The following is an 18,352-nucleotide window of genomic DNA, read 5'->3' as shown; positions in this document are numbered from 1 at the left end:
GTTCATACCGCCATAGGCTGTTCATGTCGGAATCGGCGCCACAGGGGTGGCAGGTCCTCAGGCAATGGCCGGTAGGCACCGATCTCGCCCCAGGTGCCAGGGCCGTGGAAGTCGCTGCCGGCGCTTGCCAGCAGGCCGAACTCACGGGTGAGGATCGACATCGTCCCCACCTGCTCGGGCGGCATCATCCCGTTGACCACTTCCAGTGCCTGCCCTCCAGCCTGAATATAGTCGGCAATCAGCCGTCTGCGCTTGCTGCGGGTCAGTTCGTAGTGCATGGGATGGGCCAGGCTCACCCACGCATTGGACTCACGCAGCGTCGCGACAGTTTCCTCAAGCGTCGGCCAGTGCAGCTTGACGTCGCCCAGCTTGCCGGCGCCCAGCCACTTGCGGAACGCCTCGCCGCGGTCCTTGACGAAGCCGGCGCGGACCATGAACTCGGCGAAGTGCGGGCGCGCCGGGGCGTTGCCGCTGTCGCCCAGTTCTTGCTGCACGGCCCGCGCGCCGTCCAGCGCGCCGGGCATGCCCTTGGCCGCCAGCTTGCGGTCGATTTCCTCGGCGCGCAGCCAACGACCGCGGTGCAGGTTGGCGATGGCATCGAGCAACGGCGGCGCGTCGAGGGGGAAGTCGTAGCCCAGCACATGAATGGTGGCGCCGCCCCAGGTGCACGACAGCTCCACGCCGCTGACCCACTGCATGCCGTTGTCCAGGCACGCCTGGCGCGCCTCCGGCAGGCCTTCGAGGGTGTCATGGTCGGTGAGCGAGAGCGTGCGCACCCCGTGCTCATGGGCCCGGGCGACCAGTGCCGTGGGCGACAGGGCGCCGTCGGAGGCCGTGCTGTGACAGTGCAGATCAACATTCATGGAGGAGCGCTTTCGCAGGAATCGATGTTTGTTATTATGCCGTCACATCCCGCTTCTGGCTGCCACTGTGAAACAATTCATCGATTTCATCCCGCTGCTGCTGTTCTTCATCGTCTACAAGCTTGACCCGCGCCCGGTCGATTTCGCCGGCCACGGCTTCGAGTTCGGCGGGATCTACAGCGCCACCGCCATGCTGATCGTCAGCTCCGTGGTGGTCTATGGCGCGCTGTTCCTGCGCCACGGCAAGCTGGAGAAGGGCCAGTTGCTGACCCTGGTCGCCTGCCTGGTGTTCGGTGGCCTGACCCTGGCCTTCCACAGCGAGACCTTCCTCAAGTGGAAGGCGCCCGTGGTCAACTGGCTGTTCGCCCTGGCGTTCGCCGGCAGCCACTTCATCGGTGACCGGGTACTGATCAAACGCATCATGGGCCATGCCCTGACACTTCCAGAAACAGTGTGGAACCGCCTGAACGTGGCGTGGATCGCCTTCTTCCTGGTGTGCGGCGCCGCCAACCTGTTCGTCGCCTTCACCTTCCAGGACATCTGGGTCGACTTCAAGGTATTCGGCAGCCTGGGCATGACCGTGCTGTTCCTGGTGGCCCAGGGGGTCTACCTGTCGCGCCACCTGCACGATGCCGACCCCTCCACCTCCAAACCCAAGGACTGACATGCTCTACGCCATCATCGCCAGCGACGTCGAAAACTCCCTGGAAAACCGCCTGGCCGCCCGCCCCGCGCATATCGAACGCCTGCAGCAGCTCAAGGCCGAGGGCCGTGTGGTGCTTGCCGGCCCGCACCCGGCCATCGACAGCAACGACCCGGGCGCCGCCGGCTTCAGCGGCAGCCTGATCGTCGCCGAGTTCGACTCCCTGGCCGCCGCCCAGGCCTGGGCCGACGCCGATCCGTACATTGCCGCGGGCGTGTACGCCAAGGTCGTGGTCAAGCCGTTCAAGCAAGTCCTGCCGTAACAGGCTTTACCGGGACGGGCTTCGCAGCGGCAAGCCCGCCCCCACGAAGCCGCTCCCTGCTACACCCCGCGCGGCACTACTCATAAAATCCGACGACTGGCCGACAACCTCCTGAATCGATACGAATCAGGAGTTCCAATGCGTCAAGGTCCGATGTCCCTGCTGCTTTGCCTGTTGCTGCTGTCCCCTTTCGCCACGGCCGAACAGCCGCTGTCGCTGGAAGCCGGGGCGCGGATCACCGACTTGCAGCAGCGCCTGGAAGAAAGCGAGAAACAGCGCACGGCGCTGACCCAGCAACTGCAGAACCAGGACAGCGAGCGTGAAAGCGCCCAGCTCGCCCGCCTGCGCCAGGACAACCAGCGCCTGAAGCTGACGATCAAGGAACTGCAGGCAGGCGCCAGCGCCCCGCGAAGCCCGCTGACCGACCAGCAGCAATGGTTCCTGATCGGCTCGGCCGTTGCACTGTTGTCCGCAGTCTGCGGTATCTTAGCCAGCGGCGGACACAGAAGACGCCGGCAATGGTTGAATTGAGTGAGAAATGAGCGAGCTGTTACTAATTGATGATGACCAGGAACTGTGCGAGCTGCTCGGCAGCTGGCTGACCCAGGAAGGGTTTGCGGTGCGCGCCTGCCACGATGGCCAGAGTGCGCGCCAGGCCTTGGCCACCCACGCCCCGGCGGCGGTGGTGCTGGATGTCATGCTGCCCGATGGCAGCGGCCTGGAACTGCTCAAACAGCTGCGCAGCGAACACACCGACCTGCCGGTGCTGATGCTTTCGGCCCGCGGCGAGCCGCTGGACCGCATCCTTGGCCTGGAGCTGGGCGCCGACGACTACCTGGCCAAGCCCTGCGACCCCCGCGAGCTCACCGCCCGCCTGCGCGCAGTGTTGCGCCGCAGCCACCCCAGCGCGCCCAGCAGCCAGGTGGAGATCGGCGACCTGATCTTCAGCCCGGTACGCGGCGTGGTCAGCATCGACCAGCGCGAGATGACCCTCACGCTGTCGGAAAGCCGCATCCTCGAAGCCTTGCTGCGCCAACCCGGCGAGCCGCTGGACAAGCAGGAACTGGCGCAGATCGGCCTGGGCCGCAAGCTCACGCTTTATGACCGCAGCCTGGACATGCATGTCAGCAACCTGCGCAAGAAGATCGGGCCGCACCCGGATGGCCGCCCGCGCATCGTCGCCCTGCGCAGCCGCGGCTATTACTACAGTCTGTAGTAAAACCGGGGCCGCTGCGCGGCCCTGTCATCTTTACCCAGCCTTTACCCTCGCCTGACCGCCCTTGACCTTGATCTCCCTAGACTGGGCTCATCCGGTAACCACCGGCCCCTGAAAGGAGAGACACCATGCGCAAGACCCTTATCGCCCTGATGTTCGCCGCCGCCCTGCCGACCGTGGCCACGGCCATGCCCGAAGGCGGCCCGCGCCACGACGGCCCGCATCATCGCGGTGACGCGCCTTTCGCCCAGCTGGACCTGAGCCGCGACCAGCGCCAGCAGATCGGCAAGCTGATGGGCGAGCAGATGAAGCAGCGCCGCGACATCAACGAACGCTACATCGCCAAGCTGCCCGCCGCCGAGCAGAAAGCCCTGAAGGACGAGCTCAAGGCCAGCCACGACAAGACCGAAGGCCAGATCCGCGCCTTGCTCAAGCCCGACCAGCAGAAGAAATTCGACGACCTGCGGAAGGAGCGCGCCGCGCGCAAGGCCGAGTGGCAGGAGTTCCAGGCCTGGAAGGCTGAAAAAACCGGCAAGGCCCAGTAAGCTGTCAGCCCGATGCCCGGCCCGCTTCCCAGCGCGCCGGGCTTTCGCCATTTCCTGGAGGTGCTTGTCTTGCGTTCACTGTTCTGGCGCATCCTGGCCAGCTTCTGGCTGGCCATCGCCCTAGTCGCCGGGCTGTCAATCCTGCTCGGGCACATGCTCAACCAGGACACCTGGATCCTCAGTCGCCACCCAGGCCTGAACAACCTGGCCAGCCACTGGGCCCAGCACTACGAACAGGAAGGCCTGGAGTCGTCGCAACGCTTCCTGGAACGGCGCAAGCAGCGCTACAAGATCGACGTGCAGGTGCTCGACGACAGCGGCGATGCCGTGGTCCCCGGCACCTTCCCGCGCCGCGCCGCGGCCTTCGAGGCACGCCAGCACAACGACGAACGTCGCCTGCCGTGGCGCCGCCTGACCGAGGAATACACCAGCCCCGGCAGCGGTGAGACCTACCTGCTGATCTACCGTATCCCCCACCCGGAGCTGGCCGCCTGGCACCGCGAAAGCCTTATCTGGCCGCTCAGCGCCCTGGGCATAGCCTTGGTGGTGCTGACCCTGTTCAGCCTGTTGGTAACCCTGTCGATCACCCGCCCGCTCAGCCGCCTGCGCGGCGCCGTGCACGACCTGGGGCAGACCAGCTACCAGCAGAACAGCCTGGCGCGGCTGGCCGTGCGCCGTGACGAGTTCGGCGTGCTGGCCAACGACTTCAACAAGATGGGCGCACGCCTGCAGAGCCTGATCGGCAGCCAGCGCCAGCTGCTGCGCGATGTGTCCCACGAACTGCGTTCACCCCTGGCCCGGCTGCGCATCGCCCTGGCCCTGGCCGAGCGCGCCGAGCCGGAACAGCGTCAGGCCCTGTGGCCACGCCTGACCCGCGAATGCGATCGTCTGGAAGACTTGATCAGCGAAATCCTCGTGCTTGCCCGGGTCGATGCCGAGCAGGCACATGCCGAGCCGGTGGACCTCAATGCCTTGCTGGGCGGCGTGCGCAAGGATGCCCAGCTGTCAGCGCCGGATCAGGAGGTGCGTCTGGAGATGCAGCCTGGCCTGACCCTGCAAGGCTGGCCGACGCTGATCGAACGGGCGGTGGACAACCTGCTGCGCAATGCGCTGCGCTTCAATCCGGCCGGGCAGCCGATCGAGCTGCGCGCCAGCCGCGAGCAGGACCGTATCGTGCTGAGCGTGCGCGACCATGGACCGGGGGTGGCGGCCGAGCATCTCGCGCAGCTGGGCGAGCCATTCTTCCGGGCACCGGGGCAAGAGGCGCCGGGACATGGGCTGGGGCTGGCGATTGCACGCAAGGCGGCGGAGCGCCATGGTGGCAGCCTGAAGCTTGCGAACCATCCGCAGGGTGGGTTCGTGGCTACGCTGGAACTGCCCAGCGAAGTTAGCGCTGGCTGACTAATACAGGGGCCGCTGCGCAGCGGCCCCACTCAATCACTCGCCCCAGGCGCTGACGTACTCGGCAGTTTCCAGGATCGGCGCGGTGCGTGGCTCGGCCATTGGCGTGCCGACATACAGGTAACCGATCAGCTCTTCGTTCTCGGCAAGCCCCAGCCCCTTGTGCACATGGGCGTCGAAGGCCATGTCGCCGGTGCGCCATACCGCGCCGATACCCTGGGCATGGGCGGCGATCAGGATGCCATGGGCGGCGCAGCCGGCGGCCAGTCGCTGCTCGATCTTCGGCACTTTGAAGTGATCCTGCAGCCGGGCGATCACCACGATCAGCAACGGCGCACGCAGCGGCATCGCCCGGGCCTTGTCGAGCGCCGCCTGGGTGGCTTCACCTTTGGCTTGCACGGCTTCGGCGAACAGCTCGCCGAGCTTTTCCCGGCCCTGCCCTTCGATGGTCAGGAAACGCCAGGGGCGCAGCTGGCCATGGTCAGGCGCACGCAATGCGGCCTGGAACAGCGCCTCGCGCTGGGCGGCATTGGGCGCCGGGTCAGTCAGGCGTGGCACGGAAACACGGTTGAGCAATGCGTCGAGAGCCTCCATGGGCTACCCTCCTGGCAGATTGAAAGTGCGGCCATTCTGCACCATCGAGGGGGATCGTGGGAGCGGGCTTGCCCCGCGATCCGGCCATCGCGGTGCAAGCCCGCTCCGTGGAGGCCAGCAATCGGCGTTTACAAGACCCGGCCCACAGGTAGAATGGCGCCCTTTCCGTAGCGAGTCAGAGCAGATCACATGGCGTTGCCGACCTTAAGGATCATTGGTTTCATCATCGGCATCTTCCTGATCACCCTGGCGGTGAGCATGGTGGTGCCCATGGCGACCCTGGTGGTCTTCGAGCGCACCGGCGACATGCCGTCGTTCCTCTGGTCGAGCCTGATCACCTTCCTCGCGGGCCTGGGCCTGGTCATCCCCGGCCGCCCCGAGCACGTGCACCTGCGCCCCCGCGACATGTACCTGCTGACCGTCAGCAGCTGGCTGGTGGTCTGCGTGTTCGCCGCCCTGCCCTTCCTGCTGACCCAGCACATCAGCTACACCGACGCCTTCTTCGAAAGCATGTCCGGCATCACCGCCACCGGCGCCACCGTGCTCAGCGGCCTGGACAGCATGTCGCCGGGCATCCTGATGTGGCGCTCGATGCTGCATTGGCTGGGCGGCATCGGCTTCATCGGCATGGCGGTGGCGATCCTGCCGTTGCTGCGCATCGGTGGCATGCGCCTGTTCCAGACCGAGTCCTCCGACCGCTCGGAGAAGGTCATGCCGCGCTCGCACATGGTCGCCAAGTCGATCGTGGCGGTGTACGTCGGCATCACCGTGTTCGGCAGCCTGGCCTTCTGGTGGGCGGGGATGGGCCTGTTCGATGCGATCAACCACGCCATGTCGGCGATCTCCACCGGCGGGTTCTCCACCTCCGACCAGTCCCTGGCCAAATGGGATATCCCTGCGGTGCACTGGGTCGCGGTGGTGGTGATGATCATGGGCAGCGTGCCATTCACCCTGTACGTGGCGACCCTGCGCGGCCACCGCCGGGCGTTGATCAAGGACCAGCAGGTGCAGGGCCTGCTGGCCATGCTGGTGGCCACCTGGCTGGTCCTCGGCACCTGGTACTGGGCCACCACCGAGCTGCACTGGCTCGATGCCCTGCGCCACGTGGCGCTGAACGTCACCTCGGTGGTCACCACCACCGGCTTCGCCCTGGGCGACTACAGCCTGTGGGGCAACTTCTCGCTGATGCTGTTCTTCTACCTGGGCTTCGTCGGCGGCTGCTCCGGCTCGACGGCCGGCGGTATCAAGATCTTCCGCTTCCAGGTCGCCTACATCCTGCTCAAGGCCAACCTCAACCAGCTGATCCATCCGCGCGCGGTGATCAAGCAGAAATACAACGGCCACCGACTCGACGAAGAGATCGTGCGCTCGATCCTGACCTTCTCGTTCTTCTTCGCCATCACCATCTGCATCATCGCCCTGCTGCTGTCGCTGCTGGGCGTGGACTGGATGACCGCGCTCACCGGTGCCGCCGGGACCGTCTCGGGCGTCGGCCCCGGGCTGGGCGAAGTGATCGGCCCGGCCGGCAACTACGCGACACTGCCGGATGCCGCCAAATGGATCCTTGCCGGCGGCATGCTGCTGGGCCGCCTGGAGATCATCACGGTGCTGGTGTTGTGCATGCCGGCGTTCTGGCGTCACTGACCGACAGACGCGTGCGGTACTCGCTCGGCGTGCTGTCGAACCAGCGGCGAAACGCCCGGTAGAAATTACTCGGATCAGCAAATCCCAGCAGGTAGGCGGTTTCCAGCAGCGTGGTGCCTGGCTGCGCCAGGTACTGCTCGGCCAGTTCGCGGCGGGTGTCGTCGAGCAGGGTCTGGAAGCTGGTGCCCTCGTCCTGCAGGCGCCGCTGCAAGGTGCGCTGCGAAAGGTGCAGGGCCTGGGCCACGGTTTCGCGCTTGGGCTCGCCCTGGGGCAGTATGCGGCAGAGCACCTGGCGCACGCGGTGGGTCACCCGACTTTCCGAGAAACGCGCCAGGTACTCGCCGGCGAAACGGTCGTGCAGCACCGCCATCGCCTCGTTGGCGGTAGGCAACGGCGCCTCCATGTCGGCGCGTGCGAACACCAGCGCGTCATGGGCCGCGCCAAACTGCAGCGGCGCGTGGAAAGCCACCTTGTATGGCTCGACATTTTTCGGCAGGGCGCCCTGGATCAGTACACGCCGCGGCTGGATCGGCCGCCCGCTGAGCCAGCTGCACAACGCCAGAGCACAGGCCAGCGAGGCTTCGGCGCTGTGCCGGGTCGGCGGCAGGTGATCGCCGTGCACGGTCAGTACCAAGGCATAGCCGTCGGGTTCGAGGCATAGCCGTCGGGTTCGAGGCGAAAGCTCAAGTCCGAACTCTCTGCGATGATGCGCTGGTAGCGCACCAGTCGCTCGAAGCCCTCGGCCAGGGTACGACTGGACATCAACGCATAGCCCACCACATGGAACGAAGCGGGGCGTACCACCCTGGCCATGTTCAGGCCGATCGCCTCGTTGCCGGAAAGCTCGACCGCCAGCTGCCACAGCCGGGTCATCGAATCCTGGGTGAATCGCGCGTCGGGGTCGTCCAGGGCGGCGAAGTCGAGCCCGAGCTGCTTGAACATGGCCGGACAATCGAGCCCTTCCAGCTCGAGTGCCTTGACGATCCCTGATGCCCAGCTGGCTGACGTGGTTCTCTCACTCATGACAGGCTCTTGTGCTGACCGCTCCTGCGGTGAACTGAAAGGATACTCAATTGGCGCCTATTGTCACTGGCCATCGCACCCAGTGACTCTAGACTCGATTCAGGCTCCACGCCGTGTATCCTGTCAGCAAGACCCGCAGATCCGGAAGCCCGCCATGACCCGCACCGCGCAGTTCCGCAGTTTTGCAGAGTTCTACCCCTATTACCTGGGCGAGCACAGCAACCCCACCTGCCGCCGCCTGCATTTCGTCGGCACCAGCCTGGTGATCGCCCTGCTCGCCTACAGCATCGGCAGCGGCAAGTGGCTGTTGCTGCTGGCCGTGCCGCTGGCCGGCTATGGCTTTGCCTGGGCCGGGCATTTCTTCTTCGAGAAGAACCGCCCCGCCACCTTCAGCCACCCCTGGTACAGCCTGGTCGGCGACTTCGCCATGTTCCGCGACATCCTGCTGGGCCGCCTGAGCCTCTGAATCGGCCCGCAAGGCCAGGTTCGCGTCCCGGCCGGCCACTGCCAAAGCCCGGATCCTGGCCAACACTGCGGTATGTTCCCCGACACGAGCGGCACGCGGTGATGAGCAAGCAAGCCAGTTTCAGCCACATGCGCGATGGCACCGCCCAGGACTGGGCGATCATCGCCGACGACTTTCGTGCCTACGCCCAGCAGTTGCCCCAGCGCATCCTCGCCCACCTGCGCCTGCTCGACGGCGACTTCGGCGGCTTCCCCATCGACCGCCTGAGCCATTCCTTGCAGACCGCCAGCCGTGCCCACCGCGACGGCCGCGATGAAGAGTACGTGGTCTGCGCCCTGCTGCATGACATCGGCGACACCCTGGGCAGCTACAACCACCCCGATATCGCCGCGGCGATCCTCAAGCCGTTCGTCAGCGACGAGAACCTGTGGATGATCGAGAAACACGGGATCTTCCAGGGCTACTTCTTCTTCCACCACCTGGGCATGAATCGCAACCTGCGCGAGCAATTCCGCGATCACCCGCATTACCAGCGGACCCTCGAGTTCTGCGCCCGCTACGACGCGGCGGCGTTCGATCCGGACTATGAAAGCCTGCCGCTTGCGTTCTTCGAGCCCATGCTGGAGCGCTTGTTCGCCCAGCCCAGGCAGTCCATCTACAAGGCAGCCCTGCAAGCCACCGCCTGATCTGCCACTACCGATAGCGGGCTTGCCCCGCGATCACAGGCTCAGCCGACGAGACACTAGGCCGGCTCGCCCAGTTCTGCCAAGCGCAGCGCTGCTTCCAGCGCCTGCGCCTCGGCAAACCGGTACAGCTCGATCCGCCCGTCCCAGTGTTCGATCAGCGCGGTGCACGACTCCACCCAGTCGCCGCAGTTGAGGTACTCCACCTCGCCCACCTGGCGGATCTCGGCATGGTGGATATGCCCGCACACCACACCATGGAAGCCACGCCGGGTGCACTCGTGGGCGATGGCGTCCTCGAAGTCGCTGATGAAGTTAACCGCGCCCTTGACCTTGTGCTTGAGGTACGCCGACAACGACCAGTAGCCGTAGCCATAGCGGGCGCGCCAGTGGTTGAGCCAACGGTTGAGCACCAGGGTGAACTCGTAGGCCCGGTCGCCAAGAAAAGCCAGCCAGCGGTGGTAGCGGGTGATCACGTCGAACTGGTCGCCATGGATCACCAGCAGGCGCCGGCCGTCGACTGTGAGGTGTTCGGCCTCGTCCACCAGCTGGATGTTGCCCAGGATGAGTTTCGAGTAGCGCCGCAGGAATTCGTCATGGTTGCCGGTAACGTAGATCACCTCGGTGCCGCGCTTGCTCAGGGTCAGCAGGCGGCGGATGACATTGGTGTGGGCCTGAGGCCAGTAGATGCCGCTGCGCAGTTTCCAGCCATCGATGATATCGCCGACCAGGTAGATACGCTCGGCCTGGTAGCCCTTGAGGAAATGCGCCAGGTGTTCGGCCTGGCAGTCGCGGGTGCCCAGGTGTACATCGGAAATCCACAAGGTGCGGACACGCTGCTTGCGTGACGGGCGAAGAGGTTCGGCGTGGCTCATGGGCAGGCTCCGGCGCTGTTTGCTGGAGACTGGCAGGCGCAGGTGACAGATTGGTGGCAGGTACATGACCATCCTGCCCTCGCCTGCAGGTGTACAATCTTCGCCTGCCCCGTGAGGACTCACCATGACCGCCGGCCCCTTGCTCTCGTTGCGCCACTACCGCCACGACCTGATCGCCCACAGCCACGACCATCCACAGTTGGTGTTCGGCCTCGGCGGGCGCCTGGATTTCGAGGTGGATGGACGCGGCGGCCGGGTCGCTCGCCAGGCCCTGATGGTGGTTCCCGCCGGTGCCCACCACACTTGTGGGAGCCGAGAGGGCAGCGATTGCCTGGTACTGGACGTACCGGGCGGACAATGGCTCGGCGATCATCTGGGCGAGCACGCCCACGACAGCCGGCGCCTGCTCGACAGCCCCGGCCCACTGAGCCTGGACAGCCGCCAGCAGCAGTTGGTGGACTGGCTGGCAAGCAGCCCCGTGGACGACCCGCTGATTGCCCGCCAGGGCGCGGTGTTGCTGTTGGCCAGCCTCAATCCACAGGCCTGCGCCCCGGTGCTGTCCAGCAGGCGCTTGCCCTATGCTGCCTTCGACCGCCATATCGAGCAGCACGCCGCCTACCCGCTGCAGGTCGCCGACCTGGCGCGACTGGCGGGGCTGTCCAGTGCGCGGCTGCATGCACGGTTTGCCAGCGAGTGCGGCCTGACGCCGATGGACTACATCCGCCAACGGCGGCTGACGATGGCGCGCCGGCTGTTGCGTGAGACGGTGTTGCCGGTGGGCGAGATTGCCGCGCGCGTGGGGTATGGCTCGCAGAGCGCATTCAGCGCGGCGGTGCTGCGGGCGTTCGGCTGCACGCCGCTGGCGTTGCGGCGCGAGTCTGGCAACAACGGGCGCGAGGTGGGCGACAGATCTGCCTGAGGATCGAACATACACTGCTGCCTGTATCGACCTCATCGCGACTTGTCCCGTGATGGAGCCAGCACGCAACGCTCACTGTACTCAAAGGACCACCATGAACCACCGCACCGCCCTTGGCGCCCTGCATATCGGCGCGCTGTTCTTCGGCCTGACTGGCGTCTTCGGCAAACTGGCCGCCAGTGCCAGCCCCTCGATCATCGTCTTTGGTCGTGCCGCGTTCGCCGTGCTGGCGCTGGGCCTGTTTGCCGGCCTGGCGCGCCAGGCCTGGCAACCGCTGCGCGGCCAGGACTTGCGCCGCCTGTTGCTGGGGGGTGTGCTGCTGGCCGGGCATTGGGTGAGCTTCTTCATCGCGGTCAAGGTCGGCGGCGTGGCCATCGCCACCCTCGGCTTCGCCAGCTTTCCGGCATTCACGGTGATCCTTGAAGGCTTGTTGTTCCGTGAACGCATTCGCCGAAACGAGGCTGTCCTGGTGCTGCTGGTGAGCATCGGCCTGGTGCTGGTCACCCCCGCCTTCGACCTCGCCAGCGAGGCCACCGGCGGGCTGCTCTGGGCGTTGCTCTCGGGCCTGCTGTTCTCGCTGCTGTCGCTGACCAACCGCGCCGGTTCCGGGCGCCTGCCCGCCGTACAGGCGGCGCTGTGGCAGAACCTGGTGGTAAGCCTGTGCCTGCTGCCGTTCGCCGCGCCGGGCCTGGCTGCCGTGGCACCCATGGACTGGCTGTGGATCGCCCTGCTCGGCATCTTCTGCACCGGCGTCGCCCACAGCCTGTTCGTCGCCAGCCTCGCGGTGATCAAGGCGCGTACCGCCGCGGTGGTGTTCGGCATGGAGCCGGTCTACGGCATCGCCGTGGCCTGGGTGGTGTTCGCCGAACAGCCGACCCTGCGCATGCTCGCCGGTGGTGCCTTGATCATCTTCGCCATCATCCTGTCCAGCCGCCTGGCCGCCGAGCAACCCTCCCGGCAGACCGTGGCCGAAAGCGCCTGATCAGCGATCGTTGTGACCCAGGTCGCGCTGCGGATCGATCTGGTCACGCACCCGCTGCTTGAGCGCCTTGGCCTCGGGGAAGCCGCCGTCGGCCTTGCGCTCCCAGATCTGCACGCCGTCGCAGGTGATGCGGAACACCCCGCCGGTACCAGGTTCCAGGGCGACCTGACCGAGGTCGTCAGCGAAAGTGCTGAGCAACTCCTGCGCCAGCCAGGCGGCGCGCAGCAGCCATTGGCACTGGGTGCAATAAGTGATGACAATTTGTGGCTTGCTGTCTGCCATGTCGGGGAACTCCGTAGGAAGGGCCGCTTATACTAGCGGTCTTTACCCTCTGGTTTGAGACTCACGATGCGCCGCCTGCTGTTCTGCCTCCTGCTGATGCTCACTTCCATCACCTTGCATGCCGCCGAAACGGCGCGACCGAAAATCGGCCTGGTGCTGTCGGGCGGCGCCGCCCGCGGCCTGGCCCATATCGGCGTACTCAAGGCCCTGGAAGAACAGGGCGTGCGCATCGACGCCATCGCCGGCACCAGCATGGGCGCGGTGGTCGGCGGGCTGTACGCCTCGGGCTACAGCATCGCCGAACTGGAAAAACTGGCCACCACCCTCGACTGGCAACAGGCATTGTCCGACGCCCCACCGCGCAAGGACGTGCCGTTCCGACGCAAGCAGGACGACCGCGACTTCCTGGTCAAGCAGAAGCTGAGCTTTCGCGACGACGGCAGCCTGGGCCTGCCGCTGGGCGTGATCCAGGGCCAGAACCTCGCCCTGCTGCTGGAAAGCAAGCTGGCCCATGCCGCCGACGTGCGCGACTTCGACAAGCTGCCGATCCCGTTTCGCGCCGTGGCCACCGACATTACCAGTGGCGAGAAGGTGATCTTCCGCCGCGGCCACCTGCCCCAGGTGATACGCACCAGCATGTCGATTCCGGCAGTGTTCGCCCCGGTGGAACTGGACGGCCGGCTGCTGGTGGATGGCGGCATGACCGACAACATCCCGGTGGACGTGGTGCGCGAGATGGGCGTGGACCTGGCCATCGTAGTCGACATCGGCACCCCGCTGCGCAACCGCAAGCAACTGGCCACGGTGGTGGATGTACTCAACCAGTCGATCACCCTGATGACCCGGCGTAACTCCGAGGAACAGCTGGCCAGCCTGCGCCGCGAGGACATCCTCGTCCAGCCGCCGCTGTCCGCGTTCGGCGTCACCGACTTCGGCCGCGCCCAGGATATGATCGATGCCGGCTACCGCGCCACCCGCGCCCTCGATCCGCGCCTGGCGTCGCTGCGCCGGCCCGAGGGTGACAGCAACCTGGCAATGGCGCGTTCGCCGAAGCAGCGCACGCCGATCATCACCGCCATCAAGGTGGAGAACGACTCCAAGGTCAGCGACGACGTGATCCGCTACTACATCCGCCAACCCATCGGCGAACCGCTGGACCTCGGCCGCCTGCAGACCGACATGGGCACCCTCTATGGGCTGGACTACTTCGACCAGGTGCAATACCGCGTCGCGCACAAGGGCGATGAACATACCCTGGTGATCAACGCCCGCGGGCGGCGTGGCGGTACCGATTACCTGCGCCTGGGCCTGAACCTGTCGGACGACCTGCGCGGCGACAGCGCCTTCAACCTTGGCGCCAGCTACCGGGTCAACGGCATCAACCGGCTCGGCGGCGAATGGCTGACCCGGGCCCAGATCGGCGACGAACAGGAGCTGTACAGCGAGTTCTACCAGCCGCTGGACGTGGGCTCGCGCTACTTCATCGCCCCCTACCTGGCCCTGGGTTCGCAGAATGTCGAGGCCACCCTGGACAACGACCCGGTGGCCGAATACCGCCTCGAACGCTACGGCTTCGGGCTCAATGTCGGGCGGCAGATCGGCACCTACGGCGAGGTGCGCCTGGGCGTGGGCAAGGCCTGGGGCAACGCCGAGGTGCGTATCGGCGACCAGGACCTGCCCAAGGTCAGCTTCAATGAGGGCTTCTACGAACTCAAGTACTCCTTCGACACCTTCGACAACGTCTACTTCCCGCACAGCGGCGAAGACATAGGCCTGACCGTGCGCAAGTACGACAAGTCACTGGATTCGGACCAAAACTACCGGCAGTGGCTGTTCAACCTCGACAAGGCCATCAGCAGCGGGCCGAACACCCTGGTGCTGGGCGGGCGCTACGGACGCACCCTGGACGATGCCGAAGTGGTGACCTCAAGCTTCGTCTTCGGCGGCGCACGGCAGCTATCGGGGTTCCGCCAAGACTCGATCTCCGGGCAGAACATGAGCCTGCTGCGCATGGTCTACTACCGCCGCCTGACGCCACGCGCCTACCTGCCGCTGGACTTCCCGCTGTACCTGGGCGGCTCGCTGGAGCGCGGCCGTGCGTGGAACAACGACAACGAGTTCGACAGCGGCTACATCAATGCGGCGAGCATCTTCCTGGGGCTGGAAACGCCGCTGGGGCCGTTGAACTTGAGCTATGGCGCCAACGATGCGCATGAGAAGGCGGTGTACCTGAACCTGGGGCATACCTTCTAGAAATGATCGCGGGGCAAGCCGCCCCCACAAGCCAAGCAAAATCTTGTGGGAGCGGGCTTGCCCCGCGATCCGGGTAAAGCTCAGGACTTTTCGAGATTATCGAGAATCTTCGCATGCACGCGCATGCACACTTCCAGGTCGGCCTCATCGACCCCGGTGAACAACTCGAGCCGCAACGCATTGGCGATGGTCTCGATCTGGTCGATCAGCGGCTTGGCCGGCGGGCACAGCAGGATTTTCTTGGCCCGACGGTCCTCCATCACGGCTTGGCGGCGCACCAGCCCCTGGCTTTCCAGGCTGTCGAGCAGGCGCGCCAGGGTCGGGCCCTCGACGCCCACGCTCTGGGCCAGCTCACGCTGGGTCGGCGCCTCGTCGAACCGGGCCAGGTGCAGCAGCACCAGCCAGCGGGCTTGCGACAGGTTGAGCCCGGCCAGGCGGCGGTCCAGCTCGGCGCGCCAGCCTCGGGACATCTGGGCCAGCTGCATGCCGAAGCGGTGTTGGTTGTCGGTCAGGGGCATAAGTAACTCAATGAATAGAACTAATTATTAGCCAGCTAACCATGGCCCGACCGATCAGGCAAGGTTCGACGCCATGGAAATGACTGATAATCATGTAAGGGTATGACAAAGGTCAGCAAATGGCACAAATGCCGGCAATCACACGCCGAACTCCACCGCCAGCGCCGCCCGCACGCAGTGCAGCACACCTTCGGGCACCCGCTGGCCGAACAGCGGTGCCACAGCTGACACCGGCGGCAGCTCGCCCTCGCCGTCGAGGAAGGCATCCTGTACTTCCATCATCAGCTCTTCGGGCAGGTCCAGCGCCTGCTCCAGGCTCAGCTCCTGGCGGCCGATGGCCTCGGCCAGCAAGCTGTAGACGTTCTTCTCGGTGCAGTTGAGCTGCCCGGCGATCTGCGCCGGCGTCATGCCGGCGCGGGCCAGGCTGACCAGTTCGTGACGCAGGTCGAGCACCACCTTCGGCGCTTCCTCGGTGCCACCGGAGCCATTGAGCACCTCGAGGAAGGCCTGGCCGTAGCGCTCCAGCTTGCGCGCGCCGACGCCACTGACCTGGGCCATGTCGCTGAGGCTGGTGGGCATGCTGCGCAACATCTCCAGCAAAGTGGAGTCGGGGAAGATGACATAAGGCGGCACGCTGTGCTCTTCGGCCAGCTTGCGCCGCAAGGTGCGCAACGCCTCCCACAGTTCGCGCTCCTCGGCGCGCACCAGCTGGCTGGCCGGGCTGCCGCCACTACCGCCGGACGCCTTGGCCACGGTCTGCGGCTTGAGGTCGCGGCGCAGTTGCAGGTTCACCTCACCGCGCAGCAGCGGCCGGCAGCTATCAGACAGGCGCAGGCCGCCGTAGCCTTCCAGGTCGATGTCCACCAGCCCGCGCGCCACCAACTGGCGGAACAGCGAGCGCCACTCGGCCTCGGCCAGCGTCTTGCCGACGCCGAACACCGACAGCTTCTCGTGGCCGAAATTGCGTACCTTCTCGGTGTCCTTGCCCAATAGCACATCGACCAGATGGCCGACACCATAGCGCTGGCCGGTGCGAAACACCGCCGACAAGGCCTGGCGCGCGGGCTCGGTGGCGTCCCAGGTCTGCACGTTGTCGACACAGTTGTCGCAGTGCCCGCAGGGCTGCTCCAGCACCTCGTCGAAATAGGCCAGCAACGACTGGCGGCGGCAACGGGTTTCCTCGCAGAGGGCCAGCATGGCGTCGAGCTTGTGCTGCTCGATGCGCTTGTGGCGCTCGTCGCCCTCGGAGTTCTGCAGCATCTGCTTGAGCATCACCATGTCCTGCAGGCCGTAGGCCATCCAGGCGTCCGACGGCAGGCCGTCACGGCCGGCACGGCCGGTCTCCTGGTAATAGGCCTCGAGCGACTTGGGCAGGTCGAGGTGGGCAACGAAGCGCACGTTGGGCTTGTCGATGCCCATGCCGAAGGCAATCGTGGCGACCATGATCAGCCCTTCCTCGTTGAGGAAGCGGTGCTGGTTGGCGGCGCGGGTCTCGGCAGCCAGGCCGGCGTGGTACGGCAGCGCCGGGAAGCCCTGGTCGCAAAGGAAGGCCGCGGTCTCGTCGACCTTCTTGCGCGACAGGCAATAGACGATGCCGGCGTTGCCGCGCCGCTCGCCGAGGAACGCCATCAACTGCTTGCGCGGCGCCTCCTTGGGCACGATGCGGTAGAAGATGTTCGGCCTGTCGAAGCTCGACAGGAAACGCTCGGCGCCCTGCAGGTGCAGGCGCTGGACGATCTCCTCGCGGGTGCGCATGTCGGCGGTGGCGGTCAGGGCGATACGCGGCACATGGGGGAACAGCTCGGCGAGCTGGCCCAGTTGCAGGTACTCGGGGCGGAAGTCGTGGCCCCATTGCGAGACGCAGTGGGCCTCGTCGATGGCGAACAGGGAGATGTCCAGGCCGCGCAGGAAGTCCAGCATGCGCGGCTGCACCAGGCGCTCAGGAGCCAGGTACAGCATCTTCACCTCGCCGCGGCGCAGGCGCCCGGCCAGGTCGCGCTGCTGCTCGGCGCTGAGCGTGGAGTTCAGCGCAGCGGCGGCCACGCCCAGCTCGTCGAGGGTGGCGACCTGGTCGTCCATCAGCGCGATCAGCGGCGACACCACCACCGTCAAGCCGGGGCGCAGCAAGCCGGGCACCTGGAAGCACAGGGACTTGCCGCCACCAGTGGGCATCAGTACCAGCGCGTCGCCACCGCCCGCCACACATTCGATGATCGCTGCCTGGCGCCCGCGGAAACTATCGTAACCGAAGACATCCTTGAGGACGCGCTGAGCCTGTTCGAGCATTTGCCACTCCAAAATCGCCGTACCATCCTGGACTCAGGCTGGACGATAAATCCGCCGCGCACACACCGAATGCGTAAGCGGTTTTTGCCGGATGGCCGCAAAACGCCACCTGGCACGAAAAACAGCGGAGTATACCCGACTGCCGCGTACCCCGGCATGCCCCGGTGACAGACGTTCGCTTTGCCCCGCGAGCGCCGCAAGGTGCTAGAATTCAGCATCGTTTATTCCCCAAGGTAGCCCTGTAATGTCCTTCGCCGAGCAACTGACCCGCCTGCAAGCCTTCCTCGACGCCGATGAGCTGCACGAAGAAGCGCTGGACTACGTCGCCGCCCACGGCTACCTGACCGCGCTGTCGATCTGCTCCGAGGAAGTTCCAGAACGCGAATGGATCGACGCGCTGTTCGCCGAAGAACCCCATTACGCCAGCGATGCCCAGCGCACCGAGATCGAGGCCACCCTGGTCGCGCTCAAGGGCCACATCGCCCGCCAGTTGGCCAGCGACGAGGAATTCGACCTGCCTTGTGAACTAGACCTGACCGAAGAGCCGGACGATTCCGACCTGCGCGGCTGGTGCATCGGCTTCATGGAGGGCGTGTTCCTGCGTGAAGAGGCCTGGTTCGAGAACGCCGAGGAAGAAGTCAGCGAAATGCTCCTGCCGATCATGGTCGGCTCGGGCCTGTTCGACGAACAACCCGAGTTCGCCGACATTGCCGGCAACGCCAACCTGCAGGACGACATGATCGTGCAGATCCCCGAGGCACTGAGCGCACTGTTCCTGCTGCTGCACGCCCCCGAAGAGAAGCCTGCCCTGCTCAAGCCACGCCACCACTGATCGAG

21 protein-coding genes are annotated in these 18,352 nt (G+C 65.9%); 13 read left to right on the top strand and 8 right to left on the bottom strand.

Translation table 11 applies throughout. From position 1 onward, the window contains the following. Nucleotides 1-2: 2 nt before the first annotated feature. A complete protein-coding gene (locus C3F42_RS25045) occupies nt 3-863 on the bottom strand; it encodes a PHP domain-containing protein (protein WP_038706583.1) in 861 nt (286 codons plus the stop codon). Nucleotides 864-930: 67 nt separating this feature from the next. On the opposite strand from C3F42_RS25045, the gene C3F42_RS25040 reads away from it, so the two are divergent. The 6 genes from C3F42_RS25040 (at nt 931) to C3F42_RS25015 (ending at nt 4,990) form a co-directional block, all read left to right on the top strand. Then, entirely contained in the window at nt 931-1,527 is a 597-nt protein-coding gene (locus tag C3F42_RS25040; RefSeq protein ID WP_094011857.1) for a septation protein A, read from the top strand. Nucleotide 1,528: 1 nt separating this feature from the next. After that, a complete protein-coding gene (locus C3F42_RS25035; RefSeq protein ID WP_038706584.1) occupies nt 1,529-1,828 on the top strand; it encodes a YciI family protein in 300 nt (99 codons plus the stop codon). A gap of 138 nt (nt 1,829-1,966) precedes the next feature. Beyond that, nucleotides 1,967-2,359 (top strand): hypothetical protein, encoded by a 393-nt coding sequence (locus C3F42_RS25030; protein ID WP_023632893.1) that lies wholly within the window; start codon nt 1,967-1,969, stop codon nt 2,357-2,359. 7 nt (nt 2,360-2,366) lie between these two features. Then, nucleotides 2,367-3,044 carry a response regulator transcription factor gene (locus C3F42_RS25025; protein ID WP_038706585.1) on the top strand — a complete coding sequence of 226 codons (678 nt, stop codon included), beginning with the start codon at nt 2,367-2,369 and terminating at the stop codon, nt 3,042-3,044. A 128-nt stretch (nt 3,045-3,172) separates the two neighbouring features. Next, nucleotides 3,173-3,589 carry a Spy/CpxP family protein refolding chaperone gene (locus tag C3F42_RS25020; RefSeq protein WP_094011856.1) on the top strand — a complete coding sequence of 139 codons (417 nt, stop codon included), beginning with the start codon at nt 3,173-3,175 and terminating at the stop codon, nt 3,587-3,589. Between the two features lie 12 nt (nt 3,590-3,601). Further along, complete coding sequence (locus C3F42_RS25015) at nt 3,602-4,990, top strand: HAMP domain-containing sensor histidine kinase (RefSeq protein ID WP_052062223.1); 1,389 nt, start codon at nt 3,602-3,604, stop codon at nt 4,988-4,990. A 36-nt stretch (nt 4,991-5,026) separates the two neighbouring features. Here the strand turns inward: C3F42_RS25015 and C3F42_RS25010 are convergent, their stop codons facing one another. After that, on the bottom strand, nt 5,027-5,584 hold the full coding sequence (locus C3F42_RS25010; protein ID WP_038706586.1) for an NAD(P)H nitroreductase: 558 nt from the start codon (nt 5,582-5,584) through the stop codon (nt 5,027-5,029). A 189-nt stretch (nt 5,585-5,773) separates the two neighbouring features. On the opposite strand from C3F42_RS25010, the gene C3F42_RS25005 reads away from it, so the two are divergent. Continuing rightward, on the top strand, nt 5,774-7,228 hold the full coding sequence (locus C3F42_RS25005) for a TrkH family potassium uptake protein (RefSeq protein WP_038706587.1): 1,455 nt from the start codon (nt 5,774-5,776) through the stop codon (nt 7,226-7,228). Here the strand turns inward: C3F42_RS25005 and C3F42_RS30400 are convergent. Next, nucleotides 7,185-7,850, bottom strand: a complete 666-nt coding sequence (locus tag C3F42_RS30400; RefSeq protein ID WP_371041530.1) for a helix-turn-helix domain-containing protein — start codon at nt 7,848-7,850, stop codon at nt 7,185-7,187. The genes C3F42_RS25005 and C3F42_RS30400 overlap by 44 nt on opposite strands. 2 nt (nt 7,851-7,852) lie before the next feature. Further along, nucleotides 7,853-8,251 carry an AraC family transcriptional regulator gene (locus tag C3F42_RS30395; RefSeq protein WP_371041521.1) on the bottom strand — a complete coding sequence of 133 codons (399 nt, stop codon included), beginning with the start codon at nt 8,249-8,251 and terminating at the stop codon, nt 7,853-7,855. 154 nt (nt 8,252-8,405) lie between these two features. Here C3F42_RS30395 and C3F42_RS24995 point away from each other — a divergent pair, with 154 nt between their 5' ends. Together C3F42_RS24995 and C3F42_RS24990 are read left to right on the top strand one after the other, a co-directional pair. Continuing rightward, on the top strand, nt 8,406-8,717 hold the full coding sequence (locus C3F42_RS24995; protein ID WP_023631733.1) for a DUF962 domain-containing protein: 312 nt from the start codon (nt 8,406-8,408) through the stop codon (nt 8,715-8,717). A 101-nt stretch (nt 8,718-8,818) separates the two neighbouring features. Then, the gene (locus tag C3F42_RS24990; protein WP_023631732.1) at nt 8,819-9,403 is read left to right on the top strand and encodes an HD domain-containing protein; all 585 of its coding nucleotides are present in this window, start codon (nt 8,819-8,821) and stop codon (nt 9,401-9,403) included. Between the two features lie 56 nt (nt 9,404-9,459). Here C3F42_RS24990 and C3F42_RS24985 read toward each other — a convergent pair whose 3' ends face one another. Then, on the bottom strand, nt 9,460-10,275 hold the full coding sequence (locus C3F42_RS24985) for a UDP-2,3-diacylglucosamine diphosphatase (protein ID WP_031315776.1): 816 nt from the start codon (nt 10,273-10,275) through the stop codon (nt 9,460-9,462). 124 nt (nt 10,276-10,399) lie between these two features. Between C3F42_RS24985 and C3F42_RS24980 the strand changes: the two genes are divergently transcribed. Then, nucleotides 10,400-11,194 (top strand): AraC family transcriptional regulator, encoded by a 795-nt coding sequence (locus tag C3F42_RS24980; RefSeq protein WP_104445040.1) that lies wholly within the window; start codon nt 10,400-10,402, stop codon nt 11,192-11,194. Between the two features lie 94 nt (nt 11,195-11,288). Further along, nucleotides 11,289-12,176 (top strand): DMT family transporter, encoded by an 888-nt coding sequence (locus C3F42_RS24975; protein WP_038706590.1) that lies wholly within the window; start codon nt 11,289-11,291, stop codon nt 12,174-12,176. On the opposite strand, the gene C3F42_RS24970 is transcribed toward C3F42_RS24975, so the two are convergent. Continuing rightward, the gene (locus C3F42_RS24970) at nt 12,177-12,458 is read right to left on the bottom strand and encodes a SelT/SelW/SelH family protein (RefSeq protein ID WP_023633166.1); all 282 of its coding nucleotides are present in this window, start codon (nt 12,456-12,458) and stop codon (nt 12,177-12,179) included. A 66-nt stretch (nt 12,459-12,524) separates the two neighbouring features. Here C3F42_RS24970 and C3F42_RS24965 point away from each other — a divergent pair, with 66 nt between their 5' ends. Further along, nucleotides 12,525-14,711: a patatin-like phospholipase family protein gene (locus tag C3F42_RS24965; protein WP_104445039.1), complete on the top strand. Its 2,187-nt coding sequence runs from the start codon at nt 12,525-12,527 to the stop codon at nt 14,709-14,711. Between the two features lie 80 nt (nt 14,712-14,791). Here the strand turns inward: C3F42_RS24965 and C3F42_RS24960 are convergent, their stop codons facing one another. Further along, nucleotides 14,792-15,229, bottom strand: coding sequence for a MarR family transcriptional regulator (locus C3F42_RS24960; protein ID WP_038706592.1), 438 nt, complete (start codon nt 15,227-15,229; stop codon nt 14,792-14,794). Nucleotides 15,230-15,367: 138 nt separating this feature from the next. After that, complete coding sequence (recQ, locus tag C3F42_RS24955; protein ID WP_038706593.1) at nt 15,368-17,515, bottom strand: DNA helicase RecQ; 2,148 nt, start codon at nt 17,513-17,515, stop codon at nt 15,368-15,370. Between the two features lie 244 nt (nt 17,516-17,759). Between recQ and C3F42_RS24945 the strand changes: the two genes are divergently transcribed. Then, nucleotides 17,760-18,347 carry a YecA family protein gene (locus tag C3F42_RS24945; RefSeq protein ID WP_023630694.1) on the top strand — a complete coding sequence of 196 codons (588 nt, stop codon included), beginning with the start codon at nt 17,760-17,762 and terminating at the stop codon, nt 18,345-18,347. Nucleotides 18,348-18,352 lie beyond the last annotated feature (5 nt).

This window comes from Pseudomonas sp. PONIH3, assembly GCF_002934345.1.
GTDB lineage: Bacteria > Pseudomonadota > Gammaproteobacteria > Pseudomonadales > Pseudomonadaceae > Aquipseudomonas > Aquipseudomonas soli.
Note: the sequence above shows the minus strand (reverse complement) of the source record. Positions and strands in the feature narration are given on the sequence as shown.

Coding starts and splice junctions, on each gene's coding strand:
- C3F42_RS24945 (WP_023630694.1), top strand. CDS start 17,760: ATGTCCTTCGCCGAGCAACTGACCCGCCTGCAAGCCTTCCTCGACGCC.
- C3F42_RS24960 (WP_038706592.1), bottom strand. CDS start 15,229: ATGCCCCTGACCGACAACCAACACCGCTTCGGCATGCAGCTGGCCCAG.
- C3F42_RS24985 (WP_031315776.1), bottom strand. CDS start 10,275: ATGAGCCACGCCGAACCTCTTCGCCCGTCACGCAAGCAGCGTGTCCGC.
- C3F42_RS24980 (WP_104445040.1), top strand. CDS start 10,400: ATGACCGCCGGCCCCTTGCTCTCGTTGCGCCACTACCGCCACGACCTG.
- C3F42_RS24970 (WP_023633166.1), bottom strand. CDS start 12,458: ATGGCAGACAGCAAGCCACAAATTGTCATCACTTATTGCACCCAGTGC.
- C3F42_RS25025 (WP_038706585.1), top strand. CDS start 2,367: ATGAGCGAGCTGTTACTAATTGATGATGACCAGGAACTGTGCGAGCTG.
- C3F42_RS30395 (WP_371041521.1), bottom strand. CDS start 8,251: ATGAGTGAGAGAACCACGTCAGCCAGCTGGGCATCAGGGATCGTCAAG.
- C3F42_RS25045 (WP_038706583.1), bottom strand. CDS start 863: ATGAATGTTGATCTGCACTGTCACAGCACGGCCTCCGACGGCGCCCTG.
- recQ (WP_038706593.1), bottom strand. CDS start 17,515: ATGCTCGAACAGGCTCAGCGCGTCCTCAAGGATGTCTTCGGTTACGAT.
- C3F42_RS24990 (WP_023631732.1), top strand. CDS start 8,819: ATGAGCAAGCAAGCCAGTTTCAGCCACATGCGCGATGGCACCGCCCAG.
- C3F42_RS25015 (WP_052062223.1), top strand. CDS start 3,602: ATGCCCGGCCCGCTTCCCAGCGCGCCGGGCTTTCGCCATTTCCTGGAG.
- C3F42_RS24995 (WP_023631733.1), top strand. CDS start 8,406: ATGACCCGCACCGCGCAGTTCCGCAGTTTTGCAGAGTTCTACCCCTAT.
- C3F42_RS25005 (WP_038706587.1), top strand. CDS start 5,774: ATGGCGTTGCCGACCTTAAGGATCATTGGTTTCATCATCGGCATCTTC.
- C3F42_RS25020 (WP_094011856.1), top strand. CDS start 3,173: ATGCGCAAGACCCTTATCGCCCTGATGTTCGCCGCCGCCCTGCCGACC.
- C3F42_RS25010 (WP_038706586.1), bottom strand. CDS start 5,584: ATGGAGGCTCTCGACGCATTGCTCAACCGTGTTTCCGTGCCACGCCTG.
- C3F42_RS24965 (WP_104445039.1), top strand. CDS start 12,525: ATGCGCCGCCTGCTGTTCTGCCTCCTGCTGATGCTCACTTCCATCACC.
- C3F42_RS25030 (WP_023632893.1), top strand. CDS start 1,967: ATGCGTCAAGGTCCGATGTCCCTGCTGCTTTGCCTGTTGCTGCTGTCC.
- C3F42_RS25035 (WP_038706584.1), top strand. CDS start 1,529: ATGCTCTACGCCATCATCGCCAGCGACGTCGAAAACTCCCTGGAAAAC.
- C3F42_RS24975 (WP_038706590.1), top strand. CDS start 11,289: ATGAACCACCGCACCGCCCTTGGCGCCCTGCATATCGGCGCGCTGTTC.